Source organism: Streptomyces sp. Ag109_O5-1, assembly GCF_003814875.1.
Classification (GTDB): domain Bacteria; phylum Actinomycetota; class Actinomycetes; order Streptomycetales; family Streptomycetaceae; genus Streptomyces; species Streptomyces sasae.
Genome location: NZ_RKQF01000001.1, coordinates 8,596,852 through 8,616,045, shown reverse-complemented (window position 1 = coordinate 8,616,045; position 19,194 = coordinate 8,596,852). Strand labels below are relative to the sequence as shown.

Sequence of the window (19,194 nt, the reverse complement as noted above, 5' to 3'; positions counted from 1 at the left end):
TGGGTCGGTCTCACACAGCCTCCACAGGCGTGACTTCCCGCCCGTCCGGCGGTAGGTCCGGCGACTTCCGTCACTGGACGCGGCGATGCTAGCCGCGCGGACACGCACCGGCCAAAGCCCCTCCCAGGGCGCACAACGTGACGCCCCGCCTCCGACGCAGGTCAAAGGCGGGGCGGTGGGTACATCAGGCTGGCGCAGTTCGCCCGTTCGGACGTCCCGGCGTTGTGATCTTGACGGGGCCCGGGGCCTCGGCGGAGGTCAGATCCGGACGCCGAACTCGAAGGTCATGTCGCTCATCGCCTCGTAGCGGACCACGGCGCCGGTGTGCGGGGCGTGCAGCACCTGGCCGTTGCCGGCGTAGAGGCCGACGTGGTGGTAGTCGCCGTAGAAGATGACCAGGTCGCCGACCTTGAGGTCGCTCGCGCTGTAGATGCGGGTGCCGGCGTTTGCCTGCGCCTCGGAGGTGCGCGGGATGGTGACGCCGGCCTGGGCGTAGGCCCAGGAGGTCAGGCCCGAGCAGTCGAAGGAGGACGGTCCGGAGGCGCCGTAGACGTACGGCGAGCCGAGCACGCCCTGGGCGGCGGCGAAGGCGGCGGCGGCCCTGCTGGAGGCGGAGCCCGTGTTGCCGAGGTTCACGCGGGAGGAGGCGCGGCTGGCGGCCTGGGCCTGCTCGGCGTCCAGGGCGGCCTTCTCCTTGGCCGTCAGGGTGTTGAGGAGCTTCTGCGCGTCGGCGAGCTTGCCCTGGACGGCGGTCTTCTGCTTGGCCAGCTCGGCGCGGGTGGCGGAGAGGTCCTTGAGCTTGTCGGAGGCCTCTGCCCGCTCCTGGGCGAGTTCGCGCTGTTTGTCCTGGATCTTCTTCAGGGCCTCGACCTGCTGGCTGCTCAACTGGTCGAGCGTGGAGGCCTTGTCGAGGTAGTCGTCCGGGTTGGACGAGAGGAAGAGCTGGACGGACGGGTCTATGCCGCCGGAGCGGTACTGCGCGGTGGCCAGCGAACCGAGGCTGTCCCGCAGCTTGTTGAGGTCTTCCTGTCCACGGGCCACGTTGTCCTGGATCGTGGATATCTCCTTCTGCAGCTTCTGCTGCTTGTCCTTGGCGCCATCGAGCTTCTCGGTGGCCTGCTCGGCCTCCTCGTAGAGCTTGTCGACCTTGGCCTTGACCTCGTCCTTGCTCAGCTTCGCGCTGGGCGCCGCGTTGGCGGCGTTGGCACTGAGGACGACGGCAGCGGCGGCTGCGGTGGTCAGCACGGTCACGCGCGCGCGACTCTGCTGCTTGGGTCGACGATGGGACGCCACGGAGACGGGCTCCTTCGTTTGAGTGATCACCCGTGTGGAGGTTCGAGGCCAGACCCTAGTGACCTACTTGTGATCAGTTCAAATCCCAACAGCCAAAAATCTGGTCACGCAACACACTCTTTGCACATAACTAACGTGCCGTGACGTTTGATTGACCCAACGTTGCTCGACGCACCGGTCAATTCGGGCATTGAGTATGCGAATTCAACGTTCAGGACAATCGCTTCAGAAGCATCGCAGAAGCCACCGGTCGGGCACCCGCCTTGGCGACCCCGTCGGCGACCTCGCGGTCGGTCGAGGCGACGATCACCGGACGGCCCGGCGGCTCGGCACGCACCAGCTGACGGATCAGCTCGTCCGCCGTGACACCCGGCTTCGAGAACAGCACCCGGACGCCGCGCGGCGGGGCGAGCAGCACCGGCGCGACCAGTTCGGCACCGTCGAAGACACACGTGACCTCCGCGCCGGTCTGCGCGGCGAGCTGGGAGAGCTGACCGAGCAACCGTAGCCGCTGCTTCTCCAGCGGCATCTGCGGATAACCGGTCTTGGTCACGTTGTAGCCGTCGACGACCAGGTGCGCCTGCGGCAGGGCGAGCAGCTGATCGAGGATGGCGGGATCATGCTCGGACAGCGCACGGGCGGCGATGTCCTTCGGGGTCATCCGTCCCGGTTCGACCGCGTCCACGGTGTCGGCCGGCCGCATCGACACCGGCGGCAACGCCAGTTCGCGGCGCAGCCCCTGGGCCGAGTCGAGGACGGTGTCGAGCAGCAGCCGCAGCCGCATGTCCTCGAGGCTGCGTCCCTCGCGGGCGGCCCGGCGGCTGGCCTCCAGGGCGGCCTCGACCTCGCCGAGCCGGGCCTTGAGCCGCCGGCTCTCGCTCTCGGCGGCGGACACCTGGGCCTGCCCCTCGGCCCGCCCCGCCTCCATCTCGCCCTGCAGCTTGCGCAGGGCGGCCTCGCCGCGCTTGACGTCACTGAGGGCGGCACGGAGCTTGCGGTGCAGCGAGTCCGCCTCCTTCTTCGCCGCGTCCAGCTCGACGCGCAGCCGCTCCGTCTCGGAACGGATCTGCTCCCGCGCCCGGTCGAGCTCCTCGTGCAGCCGCTCCAGCTCGGCGCGGCTCTCCTCGTCGGCGCGCTCGGCGTCGGCCCGCTGGGCCTCCTCACCGGCCGCCGCGACGAGCTTCACCCAGCCCGTGGGACGCAGTACATAGGCCGCGGCCGCCACATCGAGCGGGTCCGCGGCCGGGGGCGGGGAGCCGGAGTCGAGGGCGCCGGCGAGTTCCGGCTGGGCCTCTCTCAGCTTCTCCCCGATCCGCTGCCGGAAGAGGGTGTCCGTCTCCAGCGCGGCCGCCATCGCGTTCCCGGCGAACTTGGCCCGACGGTTCGGGGCGAAGCGCGCATACTGCCGCAGCTGTGCGGGGAGTTCGGCGATCGTCAGCCCGCCGAAGCCCTCCGACACGATCTGTACGACCCGCCGTCGCACGCCGTCGGGCAACGGACGGTCAAGCACCTCGGCGGTGCCGTCGCCCGGCCCCCCGCCTGTGGTCTCCACCATCCGTCACACCCCATCACCTGTGCGGGGCCGCCTCCCGGTCTCAGGAGTCGGCGCCCGGCCTGTCCACGAGTTCCACCTGGTCCACCGCGTTGCACCAGCGGCAGCGCACCGACTCGATGGTCTCACTGACCACCTCGCGCTCCTCGACCTTGGCCTCCCCGGCCAGGTCGAGGTGCACGTACTCGACGACCTTCGACGAGCGGGTCACGTCGAAGCGCGTGAGGTTGCCGCAGAGGGTGCAGCGCCACCGCGTCGTGGCGGTCGGCAGGGGAACCGTCATCGTGACTGTTCGCTTCCTTCTAGTGTCCGTGACGCGCCGTCCCGACGCGTGTGGCTCGTAACCCTACGGCCTGGCGGGTACTCGACGCCCGCCTGTCCACGGCGGCGAGGCGATCTGCGCCGGTGCGTCCCGTTACGCCATGCTCTATGTCCATGATCGGCAACTGGAACACGACGGCCGGCCGGGCCCTGCGGAGCCTGAGGAACACGTCGGCGCCCATGACGTACACCCTCATCGCCGTGTGCTGCCTGATCTTCGTACTCGGCCCCGCTTCCGGCCTGACGCCGTCCTACGGCACCGGGGAGACCCTGGCCGCCGCCCAGCGGGCGTATTTCCGCCACTGGGGGGTGGTCCCCGCCGAGCTGTTCGACGGCCCGGCGCGGGAGGCGCTCACCCCGGCCACGGCGCTGTTCATCCACGGCAGCTGGGTGCACCTGCTCGGCAACATGCTCTTCCTCTTCGTCTTCGGGGCGATGACGGAGGAGCGGATGGGCCGCGTGGCGTTCACCTTCTTCTACGTCGGCTGCGGCTATCTCGCGCTGCTCGGCTACGCGGCCGCCAATGCCGCCTCCCAGCAGTCGCTGGTGGGGGCCTCCGGGGCGATCTCGGCGGTCCTCGGAGCGTTCCTGTACCTGTTCCCCAGCGCTCGCGTGACCAGTCTTCTCCCCTTCCTCTTCTTCCTGCCCCTGCGTTTCCCGGCCTGGGTGGTGCTCCCGTTCTGGGCGGCGCTGCAGTGGCTGGCCCTGGGGCAGGCCCCCGCCGGACCGGGCGTGGCCTACCTCGCCCACCTCGTCGGTTTCGGGCTCGGCTTCGGCTACGCGTGGGTCCGCTACGGCCGTAGGACTAAAGTGAGGACCGCCCGAGCCCCGGCACCCGAGGGAGAGAACCAGCCGTGATCACCGCGATCGTCCTCATCAAGACCAGCGTGGACCGGATCCCCGAGATCGCGGAACAGATCGCCGGGCTGGAGAGTGTCAGCGAGGTCTTCTCCGTCACCGGTACGTACGACCTGATCGCCATGGTCCGGGTCCAGCAGCACGAGGACCTGGCGGAGGTCATCCCCGGGCGGATCAGCAAGATCCAGGGCGTGGAGGCGACGGACACGCACGTCGCGTTCCGCACGTACTCCCAGCACGACCTGGAGGCCGCGTTCGCCATCGGGCTGGACAGCTAGGGCAGGGCAGGCCCTAGTCCCCGAGGGCGAGGACGGTGATGCCGTCGGCGGTCGCGACGTAGATGCGGCCGTCGCGGACGACCGGGCTCTGGGTGCCGACGGACGCCCCGCCCTCGACGCGCTTCCGCCAGGTGCGCCTGCCCTTGCGGTTCACGCCGTAGAGCGTCGAGCCCTGGCGTACGTAGAGGGTGTCGCCCGCGACCGTGGGGTCGCTGTACTGGGTGCCCTCGTCGGTGAGCGCGAAGGTCCACGCCTTCGATCCGTCGGCCGGGTCCAGGGCGAACAGCTCGAAGGTGCCCGCGGTGACGGCCAGGCCGCCGAAGGCCACGCTGGTGAAATAGCGGCTCGCACTCGGCAGTTCGTTGCCGGCCTGGTGCCAGAGCGCCTTGCCCGCCCGGCTGATGCCGTGCAGCATCTGCTCGCCGCCCGACCCGACCACCAGGACGTCCCCGACCGGCGTGGGCCGGCCGGTGTCGCTGCCGGCGGCCGTCGCCCAGAGCCGTTTCCCGGTCCTCGCGTCCAGGGCCTGCAGCCGGTCCCCGAACGTACCGACGTACACCACTCCGCCCGCCACCATGGGCTCGGCGGTGGGCGCGGGCCCGGTCGGTGTGGACCAGGCCACGCCGCCGTCGGGAGTGTAGGCGCGCACCCCGCCCGCGTCCGTCGGGCCGTAGGACACCAGGACCAGGTCGCCCGCGGCCACCGGGAACTGGCTGCTCCCGGCGAGCGGCCGCGTCCAGCGCACCCTGCCGTCCCGGCCGAGCGCACAGAGCCTGGTGGAGCCCTCCCGGTCGTCGAAGAGCAGGCAGTACGCGCCGTCGGCGGTGGCGAGCGGGGACATCACCGGGCCGCCCAGCGGGGTGCTCCAGAGGGGACGGCCGTTCAGCTCCAGCCCGTGCAGCGAGCCGTCCGCCCCGCCGACGTACACCAGGCGCCCGTCCGGCGACACCGCCGCGCACGGGCCGCGCCGGCCGCCGAGCCCCTGGACCCGGCACTGCCAGCCCACCTCGGCCGCCGCCGACGAGAGCGTGCCCTTGCCTCCGCTCTCTCCCCGCACCACCGGGCCCGTGCTCCCGGAGGAGTCCCGCAGCCACAGCCACCCGCCGACGCCCCCGGCCGCCACGAGTGCCGTACCGCCCGCCAGGGTCGCCAGCAGGCGTCGCCGGGAGGGCGGGGCGGGGTCCGAGGTGTCCGTGTCCGCGTCCGCGTCCGTGACCGTCACCGGCGCCATGTACTCGACCCGGCTGTCCCGCTCCCCCGAGCCGTGCTCCGGCATCCAGCGCGCGCCGCCGGCCGCGGTTCCCTGCTCCGTCCGCGGGCCGCCCGTGTACCAGCCCGCCCGCAGCCCCTGGCGCAGGCTGTCCGCCGTGTGCCCCGCCGCCGCGACCACGCCGGCGGGTGTCGGCCGCGCCCCGGGATCGTCGCGCAGACACGACTCCACGAGCGCCAGCTGGTCCTTCGGTACGGCGGACAGGTCGACGTCCCCGGTCAGGATCCGCAGCAGTACGACCGAGTCCTGGCCCTCGCCGAAGGGCTCCCGCCCGCCGGCGGCGTACGCGAGGACCGCGCCCAGCGAGAAGACGTCACTGGCGGGTCCCACCCGGGCGCCGTTGCGGATCTGCTCGGGCGAGACATAGCCGACCGACCCGACGATCACCCCGGTCCGGGTCAGCGCCGTCCCCTCCAGGGCCCGGACGATGCCGAAGTCGATGACCCGGGGGCCGTCCGCCGCCAGCAGGATGTTGGAGGGCTTGAGGTCCCGGTGCACCAGGCCCTTGGCATGGATCGCGGCCAGTGCCTCGGCGAGCGCGGCCGCGAGCAGCCGTACCGCGTCGCCGGGCAGGGGGCCGCCGTCGAGGATCGCGTCCCGCAGGTTCGGCCCGTCCACGTATTCGGTTGCCATCCACGGCCGGGACGCCTCGGTGTCCGCGTCCACGACCCGCGCGGTGTAGGTCCCCGCCCCGCCGACGGTCTGCGCGGCCCGCACCTCGTGCCGGAACCGGGCCCGGAAGGTGCGGTCCTCCGCGTACTCGGCCCGCACCACCTTCACCGCGAGCCGCAGACCACCGCGTGCCTCGGCGAGGTACACCTCGCCCATGCCGCCGGATCCGAGTCTGCCCCGGACCTCGTAGGGGCCGACGGTCCGAGGATCCGTGTCCCGCAGCTCCTGCACCCCGTGCTCCCCTGCCCTCCGTAGCGCCGCCGAGGGGAGCGTATACGCGCGGCCGGGCTTCAGTACGTCAGACGGCCGGTACGCAACGGCCGTCTTCCGTACGGTAGTTCCACTTCGCGCCATTGCGGACGAGTTCCTTCACCGCGTTGACGAAGCGCTCGACGTGCTCGTCCGGCGTGCCGGCGCCGAAGCTCACCCGGATCGCGTTCAGGGACTTCTCGCCCGGTGCCGCCTCCGGTGCCCCGCACTCGCCCTGGGTCTGGGGGTCGGAGCCGAGCAGGGTGCGGACCAGCGGGTGGGCGCAGAAGAGGCCGTCGCGGACGCCGATGCCGTACTCGGCGGAGAGGGCGGCGGCGAAGTGGGAGCTGTTCCAGCCCTCGACGACGAAGGAGATGACACCGACGCGCGGGGCGTCGTCGCCGAAGAGGGAGAGGATCCGGACTTCCGGGACCTCGGCCAGACCGGACCGCACCTTCTCGATCAGGTACCGCTCGCGGGCGACCAGGGTGTCGAAGCCGGCCTCGGTCAGCGCCTTGCAGGCGGAGGCGATGGAGTAGGCGCCGATGACGTTGGGCGAGCCGGCCTCGTGCCGGGCGGCGCTCTCGTGCCACTCCACGGCCACTCCCCCGTCCTCGCGCCGGGTCACCTTGCGGCTGGCGCCGCCGCCCGCGAGGTACGGCTCGGCCGCCTGCAGCCAGTCGGCGCGGCCGGCCAGGACGCCGGAGCCGAAGGGGGCGTACAGCTTGTGGCCGGAGAACGCGATCCAGTCGACGTCCAGGTCCTGCACGGACACCGGGTGGTGGGGGGCCAGCTGGGCGGCGTCCAGGACGATCCGGGCGCCGTGGGCGTGGGCGGCGGCCGCGAGTTCCGGTACGGGCCACAGCTCGCCGGTGACGTTGGAGGCGCCGGTGACACAGACCAGGGCCGGACCGTACGGGTCGCGGTCGGCCAGCGCGCGCTCCAGGGTCTCCACCGCCTGCCGCGGGGTGCGCGGGGCGTTGAGGTAGGTGACCCGGGCGTCCTGCCAGGGCAGCAGGGAGGCGTGGTGCTCGGTCTCGAAGACGAAGACCTGGCAGTCGGCGGGGAGGGCGCGGGCCAGGAGGTTCAGGGAGTCCGTCGTCGAGCGGGTGAAGACCAGCTGGTCGTCGGGGCGGCAGTCGAGGAACCCGGCGACGGTCCGGCGGGCGTTCTCGAAGAGGTCCGTGGACAGCTGGGAGAGGTAGCCGGCGCCGCGGTGGACGCTGCCGTAGTAGGGAGCGTACGCCGCCACGTCGTCCCAGACCCGCTGGAGGGCGGGGGCGCTCGCCGCGTAGTCGAGGGCGGCGTAGGTGACCTCGCCGCCGGTGACGAGCGGGACGGTGACATCCCGTCCCAGAACGGGCAACGGGGCACAAACGGTCTGGGCGGAGGCAGCGGTGGAGACGGACATGGCGGAACTCCTGTGAGGGTGCGCGGAACCGCCGTGCCGGACGGTGTGTCGACGGCACGGGGAAGGGCGAAAAAAGGGGTACGCGGAGGCGGGGCTCGACGCCCTATCGCATTCGCTTGCTCACAGAAGGCTCCCTCGTACGACCAGGACCCCTGGTGTGTCGAGGGGTCCGCGCTTGCCGTAGACCTCGCTGCCTACGACCTGGTCTTCACCCGGGGCACCCCGCCACGGACGGAGGGTTGCCGGACAGTCGGCCGGGGCCTCATGACTGTCACTCATGACCTGGATGGAAACGTATGGGAAGTGATCGCCACCGCGCAACTCCTGTCCGGATGACGGGACGGGGACGGGGGCCCGGCCGGCCCGGCACCGCCGGAAAGGCAGTACGTGGTTGCGCGCCGTCGCGGCGGAAGGAACGAGCGGCGAGGAAGGCCGCCAAGAGCCGGCCGCACAGCGATCCCCGACGCGCCGACGCCTGCCCTGTCCCTACGCCGCGCCGACGCCCGTCCTTATTTCCCGCCGCCACGGCGATCAGCCACGACGGCGGAGACCGGCGGTACCGAACCGGCCGCGGCGGCACTCCACAGCGCACCGCCGCTCGAAAATCCCCCGCCGCGGTGGTGTCCGGCGGCGTCGGACACCGACCCCGGCCTCCTAGTTGTGCGTCGCCGCCGCCCAGCGCTCCAGCGCTCGCTTGGCCGCGCCCGAGTCGATGGACTCCGCCGCCCGGTCCATGCCGGCGCGGAGCTGTTCGGCGAGGGTCCCGGCGCCCGGGTCCAGGGCCACCAGGGCGGCCGCCGAGTTCAGCAGTACCGCGTCGCGCACGGGGCCCGTCTCGCCGTCCAGGAGTCTGCGGGCGACCTCCGCGTTGTACGACGGGTCGCCGCCCCTGAGCGCCTCCACCGGGACCAGGTCGATGCCGACGTCCCTCGGGTCGAAGGTCTCCTCCGTGACCTTGCCGTCGCGGACGATCCAGACGTGGGACGTGGCGGTCGTCGTCAGTTCGTCGAGGCCGTCGTCGCCGCGGAAGACCAGGGAGGAGTTGCCGCGTTCCGCGAAGACGCCGGCGACCACGGGGGCCATGCGCGGGTCCGCGACGCCGACCGCCTGGGCCCGCACCCGCGCCGGGTTGGTCAGCGGGCCGAGGATGTTGAACACCGTGCGGATGCCCAGCTGGCCTCGCGCGGCGCCCACGTACCGCAGCGCCGGGTGGAACTTGATGGCGAAGCAGAAGGTGATGCCGGCCTCCTCGGCGACCTCGGCGACCCGCCGCGGGGTCAGGTCGAGGTTGACGCCCAGCTTCTCCAGGACGTCGGAGGCCCCGGACGCGGAGGAGGCCGCGCGGTTGCCGTGCTTGACGACCTTCGCGCCCGTGCCGGCCACCACCAGCGCCGACATCGTGGAGATGTTCACCGTCTTCGCGCCGTCACCGCCGGTACCGACGATGTCGACGGTACGGCCCGGCACCTCGATGACGTTGGCGTGCTCGTACATCGTGCGGACGAGCCCGTTGATCTCCTCGACCGTCTCGCCCTTGGCCCGCAGGGCGACGACGAAGCCCGCGATCTGCGCGTCGGTCGCCTGGCCGCGCATGATCTGGTCCATCGCCCAGGCCGTCGCGTCGGCGCTCTGGTCCTTGCCGTACAGCAGCGCGTTCAGTACCTCGGGCCAGGAACGGCCCGCCGCGGTGTCGCCTCCAGCGGGGGTCACAGCGCTCATAAGGCCGCTCCTGATCGTCGTACCGGGAAATGGTGCCTGTGAGGCCTACCCTATCCAGCCCAGGGCACCGCGAAGGGCCCCCGTCCGGTGTACGGACGGGGGCCCTTCGGCTGTGGCGTGGCGACGCGTCGATCAGTGGTGGCCGTGGCCGCTCGTGATCTCCTTGTACTCCTCGACGGACGGCTTCGGGATCTGGTTGTCCTCGCCGTAGTAGGCGTTGCTCAGCTTGGCGCGGAGCTTCTCGGACCCCTTGATCTTGCGCTCGACACCGTTCTCGTCGACCGCCGGACCGACCTGGGCCGGCTCGTACTGGTGGTGGGCCGTGAGGGTGTGCAGCTGCTCCTGCGAGAGCGGCTCGTGGACCTCGATGAACTCACCGTGCGGCAGCCGCTTGATGATGCCGGTCTCGCGACCGTGCAGCACCTTCTCCTTGTCCCGGCGCTGCAGGCCGAGGCAGATGCGCTTGGTGACGATGAACGCGATCACCGGTCCGGCGAAGAAGAAGATCCGGACGAACCAGGTCACGTCGTTGATCGACAGGTGGAAGTGGGTGGCGATGAGGTCGTTGCCACCACCGATCAGGCCCACCATGTACACGGTCACCCAGGCGACACCGAAGGCGGTGCGGGTCGGGGCGTTGCGCGGGCGGTCCAGGATGTGATGCTCGCTCTTGTCGCCGGTGACCCAGGACTCGATGAACGGGTAGACCGCGATGGCCGCGAGGACCAGACCGAACAGGACCAGCGGGATGAAGACGCCCAGGACCAGGGTGTGGCCCCAGAAGTTGATCTCCCAGCCCGGCATGTACCGGATCAGACCCTCGGCGAAGCCCATGTACCAGTCGGGCTGGGCGCCGGTGGACACCTGGTCCGGACGGTAGGGGCCCATGGCCCAGATCGGGTTGATCTGGGTGGTCGCCGCGATGGCCGCGATGACACCGAAGACCAGGAAGAAGAAGCCTCCGGCCTTGGCCATGTAGACCGGCAGCAGCGGCATGCCGACGACGTTCTTCTCGCTCTTTCCGGGGCCCGCGAACTGCGTGTGCTTGTGGTAGAAGACCAGGATCAGGTGGCCCACCATCAGGCCGAGCATGATGCCCGGCAGCAGCAGGATGTGGATCGAGTAGAACCGGGCCACGAAGTCGTGGCCGGGGAACTGCCCACCGAAGAGGAAGAACGAGATGTAGGTGCCGACGATCGGCATCGACAGGATCGCGCCCTCGGTGAAGCGGACACCGGTGCCGGAGAGCAGGTCGTCCGGGAGCGAGTAACCGGTGAAGCCGGTGAACATGCCCAGGACGAACAGCAGGAAGCCGAACAGCCAGTTGATCTCACGCGGCTTGCGGAACGCGCCCGTGAAGAACACGCGCATCATGTGCACGAACATGCCGGCGAGGAAGATCAGCGCGGCCCAGTGGTGGATCTGCCGGATGAGCAGACCACCGCGCACGTCGAAGGAGATGTGCAGGGTCGAGTTGAACGCCTCGGACATCAGCTGACCCTGGAGCGGGACGTAGCTGCCGTGGTACTCCACCTCGTTCATCGACGGGTGGAAGAACAGCGTCAGATACACACCCGTCAGGATGATGATGATGAAGCTGTACATGCACACTTCGCCCAACATGAACGACCAGTGGTCGGGGAAGATCTTGCGCATGTTGGACTTGGCCAGGGAGTAGATCCCGAGCCGTCCGTCGGCCCAGTCGGCTACACGCTCGCCGGCCGGTGCCTTCCCGCGCTCGTCGCGGGACTCGGAGTTCTCGTTAGTGCTCATCCGCGCTCCCAGAAGGCAGGACCGACGGGCTCCTCGAAGTCGCCCAGCGCCTGGAGGTAGCCCTCCTCGCTCACACCGATGCGCAGCTGCGGCAGGGCGTGACCGGCCGGGCCGAAGATCACTCGGGCACCGTCGGAGAGGTCGAAGGTGGACTGGTGGCACGGGCAGAGCACGTGGTGGGTCTGCTGCTCGTACAGCGAGATCGGGCAGCCCACGTGGGTGCAGATCTTCGAGTAGGCGACGATGCCCTCGTGCGACCACTCGAGCTCGCGCTTGTCCTTGATGTTGTCCGGCTGCAGCCGGATGATCATCAGGGCCGCCTTCGCCATCACGTTCTGGAAGTCCTCCTGGGACTCCTCGACGCCCTCGGGCTTGGCGAACGTCAGCGAGCCGACGGCGACGTCGGAGGGACGCAGCGGCTCGTTGGTGTTCATGTTGACGAGCAGCTTGCCCTTCGACCACGCCGTGTGGCGCAGCGAGGTGCCGGGCAGCGGGCCGAGGTCGCGCAGCAGCACGACACCGGAGAGCGGGACCAGGGTCAGCGCGCCGAACATCGTGTTGCGGATCAGCTTGCGCCGGCCGATCGCCGACTCCTTCGCGCCCTGCTTGAAGTCGGCCAGGACCTTGGCCTTGACCTCCGGCTCGGCCGCGATGGCGTGCCGCTCGTCGGCGACCTCCACGTCGGACATCAGGGTGCGGGCCCAGTGGACCGCGCCCGCGCCGATGCAGAACAGCGCCGCACCGAGGGTCAGGCCCAGGGCGAAGTTCAGCGCGCTGATGTGACCGATCGGGAAGACGAAGATCGCCTTGTCCTTCGGGATCGTCACATAGGAGGCGATGAAGCCGACCGTGGCCAGCATCGACACCGTGAACAGCATGGCCACGACGCGCTCGGACCGCTTGGCGGCCCGCTCGTCGATGTCCTGGATCCGGTGCTCGTGGGGCGGCAGACCCGGGTCCGCGAACGGGTTCTTCTCGTCCGCGACGCTCACGGCGCCGTGCGCGTGGTGGTCCTGCTCAGCAGGCAGGTTCTCTTCTGGAATGTCTTGGCTACTCATGACTTCTTGGCCTTTGCGGTCCGAGCGGCGACCCAGACGGCGACCGCGATCAGCGCACCGAGACCGAAGATCCACGCGAACAGACCCTCGCTGACCGGCCCGATGCCGCCCAGGTTGAGACCGCCGGGGTTCACCGTCTTGCTGCTGTTGACCGAGTCGAGGTACGCGATGATGTCCTTCTTGTTCTTCTCGGACAGCGTCGTGTCGGGGAAGGACGGCATGTTCTGCGGGCCCGTCTGCATGGCCTCGTAGATGTGCTTCGGGTCGACGCCCTGCAGGTCCGGCGCGAACTTGCCCTTGGTCAGCGCGCCACCCGAGCCGACGAAGTTGTGGCACTGCGCGCAGTTGGTGCGGAAGAGCTCGCCACCCGCGGCGATGTCGGCACCGTCCGGACCGTACAGGTCCTTGGTCGGCACCGCAGGACCGGCGCCCAGCGAGGCGATGAACGCCGCGAGCTGGTCGATCTGGGCCTGGGTGTAGATGTTCTTCTTCTTGACGACCTGCGGTCCCTGCGAGGTGGCGGCCGGCATACGGCCGGTGCCGACCTGGAAGTCGACGGCCGCGGCGCCCACGCCCACCAGGCTGGGGCCGTCGGACGAACCCTGACCACCCTTGCCGTGGCAGCTGGCGCAGCCGACCGCGTAGAGCTTCTTGCCCTCCTCGATGGTCAGGGACTGGGACGTTTCATCGGCCTGCGCCTTGCTCGCGGGTGCGAACGCGGCGTACAGCCCTCCTGTGCATGCCAGCGCGAGGAGTAGGACGACGACCGCCGCCAGCGGATGGCGTCGTCGTGCGGAGAGCTTTTTCACGGATTACCCCGGTGTCAGGATCTTCTGCGTCGATGCTTCGGTTGTGCGCTTCTACGGCGCGTGGAGCCGGCCCGGCTACTTGATCAGGTAGATCGTGGCGAAGAGGCCGATCCAGACGACATCGACGAAGTGCCAGTAGTAGGACACGACGATGGCCGCGGTCGCCTGCTCGTGTGTGAACCTCTTCGCCGCGTAGGTGCGCCCCAGGACGAACAGGAAGGCGATGAGGCCGCCCGTCACGTGCATGCCGTGGAAGCCGGTGGTCAGGTAGAACACCGAACCGTACGGGTCGGAGGAGAGCGAGATGCCGTCCTCCTTCACCAGGCTCGTGTACTCGTAGATCTGACCGCCGATGAAGATCGCACCCATGATGAAGGTGACGATGAACCAGCCCCGGAGCTTCTTCACGTCCCCGCGCTCGGCGGCGAACACGCCGAGCTGGCAGGTGAGGGAGGAGAGCACCAGGATCGTGGTGTTGGTCGCCGAGAAGGGGATGTTGAGATGACTCGCCATCTCCTTCCAGTGCGCCTCGCCGGTCACCGATCGCAGGGTGAAGTACATCGCGAAGAGGGCCGCGAAGAACATCAGCTCGGAACTCAGCCAGATGATGGTTCCGACGCTGGTGAGGTTCGGCCTGTTGACCGACGGGTGCGCGTGCCCGGTTTCTACTGTCGTTGCTGTCGCCACGACCGACATTATGTCGGTCGCTTATCTCGCGCTCACTCCGGGGGGTGCCGTTCGGAGTGTCCGCCCCGTGTGTAGTGCCCGGATGGCCCATCGAAGCGGTGTTCCAACAGGTGTTGACTAGGTGTTCATGGGAGTAGCATCCGGCGCATCGGTCCTGTCCGTACGACGCTGACGTCTCGGAGGAACAATGCAGCCGACCGCCACGGTGCTGGTCTACAGCGACGACTCCAACACCCGCGAGCAGGTACGGCTGGCCTCCGGCCGGCGGCCGGCTCCCGATGTGCCCTTCGTCGAGTTCCTGGAGTGCGCGACGCCCCAGGCCGTCATCGCCGAACTGGACAAGGGCGGGATCGATGTGTGCGTCCTGGACGGCGAGGCCGTGCCCATGGGGGGCATGGGGGTGTGCCGTCAGATCAAGGACGAGATCTTCAACTGCCCGCCGGTGCTGGTGCTGATCGGGCGGCCGCAGGACGCGTGGCTGGCTACGTGGAGCCGTGCGGACGCGGCTGTGACGCTGCCGGTGGATCCGGTGGAGTTCGCGGCCGCGCTGGCGTCTTTGCTGCGGCAGAAGAGGCTGCAGAGCGCCTAGGAGGCGGCGGGGCGCGGTGAGTGCGCGGGTGCCGGTCGTTCGTGGCTGGTCGCGCCCACGCGGCGGTAGCCGCATATCGACTACCGCCCCGCGCCCCTGGGTTTGCTGCCCCTGGAGGCGATTCAAAGTGCGGCCGGTTGCACTCTCGCCGCATCCTGCGGAATCGGGCCGTCCGGGGTGGCGTTGACGAGGGCGCTGCCGTTGCGCCAGTCCTTCCAGGCGATGTTCCAGTCGCCGAAGCCGTTGCCGAAGTGTTCCATCTCCGCGCCGTTGGAGTTGACGACCTTCACCAGGTCGCCCGGGCGGAAGGTGTCGAAGAACCACTCGGCGTTCGAGGTGTTCATGCCGGTGCAGCCGTGACTGACGTTGGCATAGCCCTGGGAACCCACCGACCAGGGCGCGGCGTGGACGTACTCCCCTGACCAGGTGACCCGGGTGGCGTAGTAGACCGGGAGGTCGTACGAGTCCGCGGTGCCCTCGGCGATGCCGACCGTGGTGCCCTTCATGCGTACGAAGTACTGCTTCTCCAGTACGACCTTGACACCGTTGCGGGTCTCGTAGCCGGGTTTGCCCGTGGTGATCGGGATGGTGTTGATCACTTTGTCGTTCTTGTAGACCGTCATCTCGTGGGCGCCGGCGTCCGTGAGGGCGAGGAGCTTGTCGCCGGTGGTGAGCGTGACGGGCGTGGCCGCGGCGCCCCAGAGGCGGTCGCTGATCCTGACGCCGTCCAGGTTGCTGTGCACCCGGATGGTGGCGTGGGCGGGCCAGTAGTCCATGGGGCGGTAGTGGAGTTCCTTGTCGCTCACCCAGTACCAGGAGCCCTGCACGGCGGGGACGGAGTCGACCCTGAGGGCGCGCTCGACGGTGGCGCGCTGGGCCTTGTCCTTGACCGGCTGGTCGAGTTGGGCGGTGACGGGCTGTCCTACGCCGTACTCGCCCGACTTGGGGCCGAAGGTGACCTTCAACCGCTGTTTGGTGGTGGGCATGCTGGTGTCGAAGGTGAGGACCTTGCGGCCGGGTGCGCCGTCCGCGTCCTCCGTGCTGATCTGGACCGTGTAGTGGGCGTTGGCGGCCAGCGGGGAGGTGCTGTGCCAGCGACGGCCGTCGGCGTCGAGTTCGCCCGCCACATGGCGACCGGTGGCGTCCTCGGCCGTGACGTCCGTGATGCGGTCGTCGTCGTTCTTGGCGACGACCTCCAGGGGCTTGTCCGGGTCGGCCCGCTTCCCCTCACCGGTGGGGGCGCTGAAGGAGATCTGGTCCGCCGCGTCATACGGCTTGTCCGCCAGCGGATTGCCGCCCGAATGGCAGGCGGTGACGCCTACTCCGAGGGCGATCACCAGCAGGGTGCAGCTGACGACGTTACGGGCGCACGGAGAGTGACTCATATTGTCAAGCTATGAGATGTTTTCCGTACCGGCACGGTGGGTCACCCGTACGAGGGACCGGCACTGCACCGAAGGTGGCCTGAGGCGCGAAAGACGGGAGCCCGGACCCTCCTGACGGAGGATCCGGGCTCCCGGTGCGCTCGGCGTATGCCTACTGGGTGCGGTTCTCACCGCGGTAGTACTCGAACACCCAGCCGAAGAGACCGAACAGGATGATGGGCGCCGAGAAGTACAGCAGCCACCAGCCGACGGCTACACCGAGGAAGGCCAGCGCGCCACCGACACCGAGGGCGAGCGGCTGCCAGCTGTGCGGGCTGAAGAAGCCCACCTCGCCGGCCTCGTCCGCGACGTCGGCCTCCTTGTTGTCCTGGGCACCGGCGTCCACCCGCGAGGCCGTGAAGCCCAGGTAGAAGCCGATCATGATGCACAGGCCGAAGGCCATGAAGAGCGCCGTGGTACCGGCCGCCTCCTTCGACCACACGCCATAGACGATCGCCATGGCGAGGACGAAGACGCTCAGCCACACGAACATGCGGCCCTGGATCTTCACTTGCCGGCCTCCTTGCTGCCCGTGACAGCGGCGGCGTGACCGTGCTCCAGCTGCTCCAGGGCGGCGATCTCAGGGTGGTGCAGGTCGAACGCCGGGGATTCGCTGCGGATCCGCGGCAGGTTGAGGAAGTTGTGCCGCGGCGGCGGGCAGGAGGTCGCCCACTCCAGCGAACGGCCGTAGCCCCACGGGTCGTCGACCTCGACCTTCTTGCCGTACTTGGCCGTCTTCCACACGTTGTAGAGGAACGGCAGGATCGACAGGCCGAGCAGGAAGGAGCTGATCGACGAGATCGTGTTCAGCGTGGTGAAGCCGTCGGCCGCCAGGTAGTCGGCGTAACGACGCGGCATGCCCTCGGCACCCAGCCAGTGCTGCACCAGGAAGGTGCCGTGGAAGCCGATGAACAGCGTCCAGAAGGTGATCTTGCCGAGCCGCTCGTCGAGCATCTTGCCCGTCATCTTCGGCCACCAGAAGTGGAAGCCGGAGAACATCGCGAAGACGACCGTACCGAAGACCACGTAGTGGAAGTGGGCCACCACGAAGTACGAGTCGGAGACGTGGAAGTCCATCGGGGGCGAGGCCAGGATGACACCGGTCAGACCACCGAAGGTGAAGGTGATCAGGAAGCCGGTGGCCCAGAGCATCGGTGTCTCGAAGGACAGCGATCCCTTCCACATGGTGCCGATCCAGTTGAAGAACTTCACACCGGTCGGTACCGCGATCAGGAAGGTCATGAAGGAGAAGAACGGCAGCAGCACACCGCCGGTGACGTACATGTGGTGGGCCCACACCGTCACGGACAGACCGGCGATCGCGATGGTGGCCGCGATCAGACCCATGTAGCCGAACATCGGCTTACGGGAGAAGACCGGAATGACCTCGGAGATGATGCCGAAGAACGGCAGCGCGATGATGTACACCTCTGGATGGCCGAAGAACCAGAAGAGGTGTTGCCAGAGCAGTGCTCCGCCGTTTGCGGCGTCGAAGACATGTGCCCCGAATTTCCGATCCGCCTCCAGCGCGAACAGCGCGGCGGCGAGGACGGGGAAGGCCAGCAGGACCAGCACGGCGGTCAGCAGCACGTTCCACACGAAGATCGGCATGCGGAACATGGTCATGCCCGGCGCACGCATGCAGATGATCGTGGTGATGAAGTTGACCGCACCGAGGATGGTGCCGAAGCCGGAGAAGGCCAGACCCATGATCCACATGTCGGCGCCGATGCCCGGCGAACGGACCGCGTCCGACAGCGGGGAGTAGGCGAACCAGCCGAAGTCGGCCGCACCCTGCGGGGTGAGGAAGCCGCCGACAGCGATGGTCGAACCGAACAGGTAGAGCCAGTAGGCGAACATGTTCAGTCGCGGGAAGGCAACGTCCGGCGCGCCGATCTGGAGCGGCATGATCCAGTTCGTGAAGCCGGCGAACAGCGGCGTCGCGAACATCAGCAGCATGATCGTGCCGTGCATCGTGAACGCCTGGTTGAACTGTTCGTTCGACATGATCTGCAGACCGGGGCGAGCGAGCTCGGCGCGCATGAGCAGCGCCATCACTCCACCGATCAGGAAGAACGCGAACGACGTGACCAGATACAGCGTTCCGATGGTCTTGTGGTCGGTGGTGGTGAGCCACTTGATGACCACGTTGCCGGGCTGCTTGCGCCTGACCGGCAGCTCATCTGCGTAAGAGCCTTCAGCTGCCGCGGCACCCTGGGGTTCGTTGAGGATGCTCACAGGTTGTTCGTCTCCCGGTTCTTCTCGTGGCTCGTCTGCGCGATGCCGGCGGGAATGTAACCGGTCTGCCCCTTCTTGGCGAGGTCCTTGAGGTGCTGCTGGTAACGCTCGGGGGAGACGACCTTCACGTTGAACAGCATCCGGGAGTGGTCGACGCCGCAGAGCTCGGCGCACTTGCCGAGGAAGGTGCCCTCCTGGTTCGGAGTCACCTGGAACGCGTTGGTGTGACCCGGGATGACGTCCATCTTCATCAGGAACGGCACCACCCAGAAGGAGTGGATGACGTCACGCGAGGTGAGGACGAAGCGGACGGTCTCGCCCTTGGGGAGCCAGAGCGTCGGACCGGGGTTGCCGGTCTGCGGGTTCTTCGTGCCCGGCGTACCGACGTCGTAGACACCGCCGGCGGCGGCCGGGAACGCGTTCTTGAACCGGTCCGGAATGGCGCTCAGGTTCGGGTCGGTCTTCGCGTCGCCGGTGACACCGTCGACGGGCGTGATGTAGTTGAAGCCCCAGCTCCACTGGAAGCCGACCACGTTGACCGTGACGTCGGGCTTCTTGTCGGTGAGGCTGAGGAGCTTCGTCTCGTCCCGCGCCGTGAAGTAGAACAGCACCGAGACGATGATGAGCGGGACCACCGTGTACAGCGCCTCGATCGGCATGTTGTACCGGGTCTGTGCCGGGACCTCGATCTTGGTGCGGCTGCGCCGGTGGAAGATGGCGCTCCAGATGATCAGACCCCACACCAGCACGCCGACGGCGAGCGCGGCGGCCCAGGAGCCCTGCCACAGGGAGAGGATCCGCGGAGCCTCTTCCGTGGTCGGGGTGGGCATACCAAGGCGGGGGAAGTCCTTGTATGTGCAACCGGTAGCGGTCGCAAGGACCAGGCCCGCGGTCATTGCCTGCAGCAGCTTCCGCCGCATCGGGCGCCGCGGCGAGCGGTCGGAGCCGTTGGGACTCACGTAGCGCCTTCCCGAGAGTCTCGCCCGGCGGTTC

Annotated in this window: 17 protein-coding genes and 1 riboswitch; of the genes, 3 read left to right on the top strand and 14 right to left on the bottom strand. The window is 68.9% G+C overall.

All coding sequences use genetic code 11. The features are described 5' to 3' along the window. Positions 1 to 258 precede the first annotated feature (258 nt). The 3 genes from EDD90_RS39160 to EDD90_RS39150 all read right to left on the bottom strand — a co-directional run bounded on the left by EDD90_RS39160 (position 259) and on the right by EDD90_RS39150 (position 3,128). Positions 259 to 1,293, bottom strand: a complete 1,035-nt coding sequence (locus EDD90_RS39160; protein ID WP_123977832.1) for a C40 family peptidase — start codon at positions 1,291 to 1,293, stop codon at positions 259 to 261. A 211-nt stretch (positions 1,294 to 1,504) separates the two neighbouring features. Continuing rightward, the gene (locus tag EDD90_RS39155) at positions 1,505 to 2,848 is read right to left on the bottom strand and encodes an NYN domain-containing protein (protein ID WP_123977831.1); all 1,344 of its coding nucleotides are present in this window, start codon (positions 2,846 to 2,848) and stop codon (positions 1,505 to 1,507) included. Between the two features lie 40 nt (positions 2,849 to 2,888). Continuing rightward, on the bottom strand, positions 2,889 to 3,128 hold the full coding sequence (locus tag EDD90_RS39150) for a hypothetical protein (RefSeq protein ID WP_123977830.1): 240 nt from the start codon (positions 3,126 to 3,128) through the stop codon (positions 2,889 to 2,891). Positions 3,129 to 3,280: 152 nt separating this feature from the next. Between EDD90_RS39150 and EDD90_RS39145 the strand changes: the two genes are divergently transcribed. Further along, positions 3,281 to 4,024: a rhomboid family intramembrane serine protease gene (locus EDD90_RS39145; protein ID WP_123977829.1), complete on the top strand. Its 744-nt coding sequence runs from the start codon at positions 3,281 to 3,283 to the stop codon at positions 4,022 to 4,024. Next, positions 4,021 to 4,302, top strand: a complete 282-nt coding sequence (locus tag EDD90_RS39140; RefSeq protein ID WP_123977828.1) for an Lrp/AsnC family transcriptional regulator — start codon at positions 4,021 to 4,023, stop codon at positions 4,300 to 4,302. Before EDD90_RS39145 ends, EDD90_RS39140 begins: the two co-directional genes overlap by 4 nt. 13 nt (positions 4,303 to 4,315) lie before the next feature. Here EDD90_RS39140 and EDD90_RS39135 read toward each other — a convergent pair whose 3' ends face one another. From EDD90_RS39135 to EDD90_RS39105, 7 genes are all read right to left on the bottom strand, one after another. Continuing rightward, positions 4,316 to 6,475, bottom strand: a complete 2,160-nt coding sequence (locus tag EDD90_RS39135) for a PQQ-binding-like beta-propeller repeat protein (RefSeq protein WP_123977827.1) — start codon at positions 6,473 to 6,475, stop codon at positions 4,316 to 4,318. Between the two features lie 67 nt (positions 6,476 to 6,542). Then, positions 6,543 to 7,904: an aminotransferase class V-fold PLP-dependent enzyme gene (locus EDD90_RS39130; protein ID WP_123977826.1), complete on the bottom strand. Its 1,362-nt coding sequence runs from the start codon at positions 7,902 to 7,904 to the stop codon at positions 6,543 to 6,545. A 166-nt stretch (positions 7,905 to 8,070) separates the two neighbouring features. Next, positions 8,071 to 8,187, bottom strand: a riboswitch (SAM riboswitch). 371 nt (positions 8,188 to 8,558) lie between these two features. Beyond that, the gene (gene trpD, locus EDD90_RS39125) at positions 8,559 to 9,623 is read right to left on the bottom strand and encodes an anthranilate phosphoribosyltransferase (RefSeq protein WP_123977825.1); all 1,065 of its coding nucleotides are present in this window, start codon (positions 9,621 to 9,623) and stop codon (positions 8,559 to 8,561) included. Between the two features lie 132 nt (positions 9,624 to 9,755). Beyond that, complete coding sequence (locus EDD90_RS39120) at positions 9,756 to 11,396, bottom strand: cytochrome bc complex cytochrome b subunit (protein WP_123977824.1); 1,641 nt, start codon at positions 11,394 to 11,396, stop codon at positions 9,756 to 9,758. Then, on the bottom strand, positions 11,393 to 12,454 hold the full coding sequence (locus tag EDD90_RS39115) for a ubiquinol-cytochrome c reductase iron-sulfur subunit (protein WP_123977823.1): 1,062 nt from the start codon (positions 12,452 to 12,454) through the stop codon (positions 11,393 to 11,395). The genes EDD90_RS39120 and EDD90_RS39115 overlap by 4 nt, the downstream gene beginning before the upstream one ends. Beyond that, positions 12,451 to 13,263 (bottom strand): cytochrome c, encoded by an 813-nt coding sequence (locus EDD90_RS39110; RefSeq protein ID WP_123977822.1) that lies wholly within the window; start codon positions 13,261 to 13,263, stop codon positions 12,451 to 12,453. Before EDD90_RS39110 ends, EDD90_RS39115 begins: the two co-directional genes overlap by 4 nt. A 75-nt stretch (positions 13,264 to 13,338) precedes the next feature. Continuing rightward, positions 13,339 to 13,959 carry a heme-copper oxidase subunit III gene (locus EDD90_RS39105; protein ID WP_123977821.1) on the bottom strand — a complete coding sequence of 207 codons (621 nt, stop codon included), beginning with the start codon at positions 13,957 to 13,959 and terminating at the stop codon, positions 13,339 to 13,341. A gap of 178 nt (positions 13,960 to 14,137) precedes the next feature. Between EDD90_RS39105 and EDD90_RS39100 the strand changes: the two genes are divergently transcribed. Beyond that, positions 14,138 to 14,539 carry a response regulator transcription factor gene (locus EDD90_RS39100; RefSeq protein ID WP_123977820.1) on the top strand — a complete coding sequence of 134 codons (402 nt, stop codon included), beginning with the start codon at positions 14,138 to 14,140 and terminating at the stop codon, positions 14,537 to 14,539. 122 nt (positions 14,540 to 14,661) lie between these two features. Here EDD90_RS39100 and EDD90_RS39095 read toward each other — a convergent pair whose 3' ends face one another. From EDD90_RS39095 to coxB, 4 genes are all read right to left on the bottom strand, one after another. Next, a complete protein-coding gene (locus EDD90_RS39095; RefSeq protein ID WP_123977819.1) occupies positions 14,662 to 15,924 on the bottom strand; it encodes an Ig-like domain-containing protein in 1,263 nt (420 codons plus the stop codon). A gap of 151 nt (positions 15,925 to 16,075) precedes the next feature. Continuing rightward, on the bottom strand, positions 16,076 to 16,474 hold the full coding sequence (locus EDD90_RS39090; RefSeq protein ID WP_123977818.1) for a cytochrome c oxidase subunit 4: 399 nt from the start codon (positions 16,472 to 16,474) through the stop codon (positions 16,076 to 16,078). Beyond that, complete coding sequence (gene ctaD / locus EDD90_RS39085; RefSeq protein ID WP_123977817.1) at positions 16,471 to 18,201, bottom strand: cytochrome c oxidase subunit I; 1,731 nt, start codon at positions 18,199 to 18,201, stop codon at positions 16,471 to 16,473. The genes EDD90_RS39090 and ctaD overlap by 4 nt, the downstream gene beginning before the upstream one ends. Further along, positions 18,198 to 19,160: a cytochrome c oxidase subunit II gene (gene coxB / locus EDD90_RS39080; protein WP_123977816.1), complete on the bottom strand. Its 963-nt coding sequence runs from the start codon at positions 19,158 to 19,160 to the stop codon at positions 18,198 to 18,200. The genes ctaD and coxB overlap by 4 nt, the downstream gene beginning before the upstream one ends. Between the last annotated feature and the right edge of the window lie 34 nt (positions 19,161 to 19,194).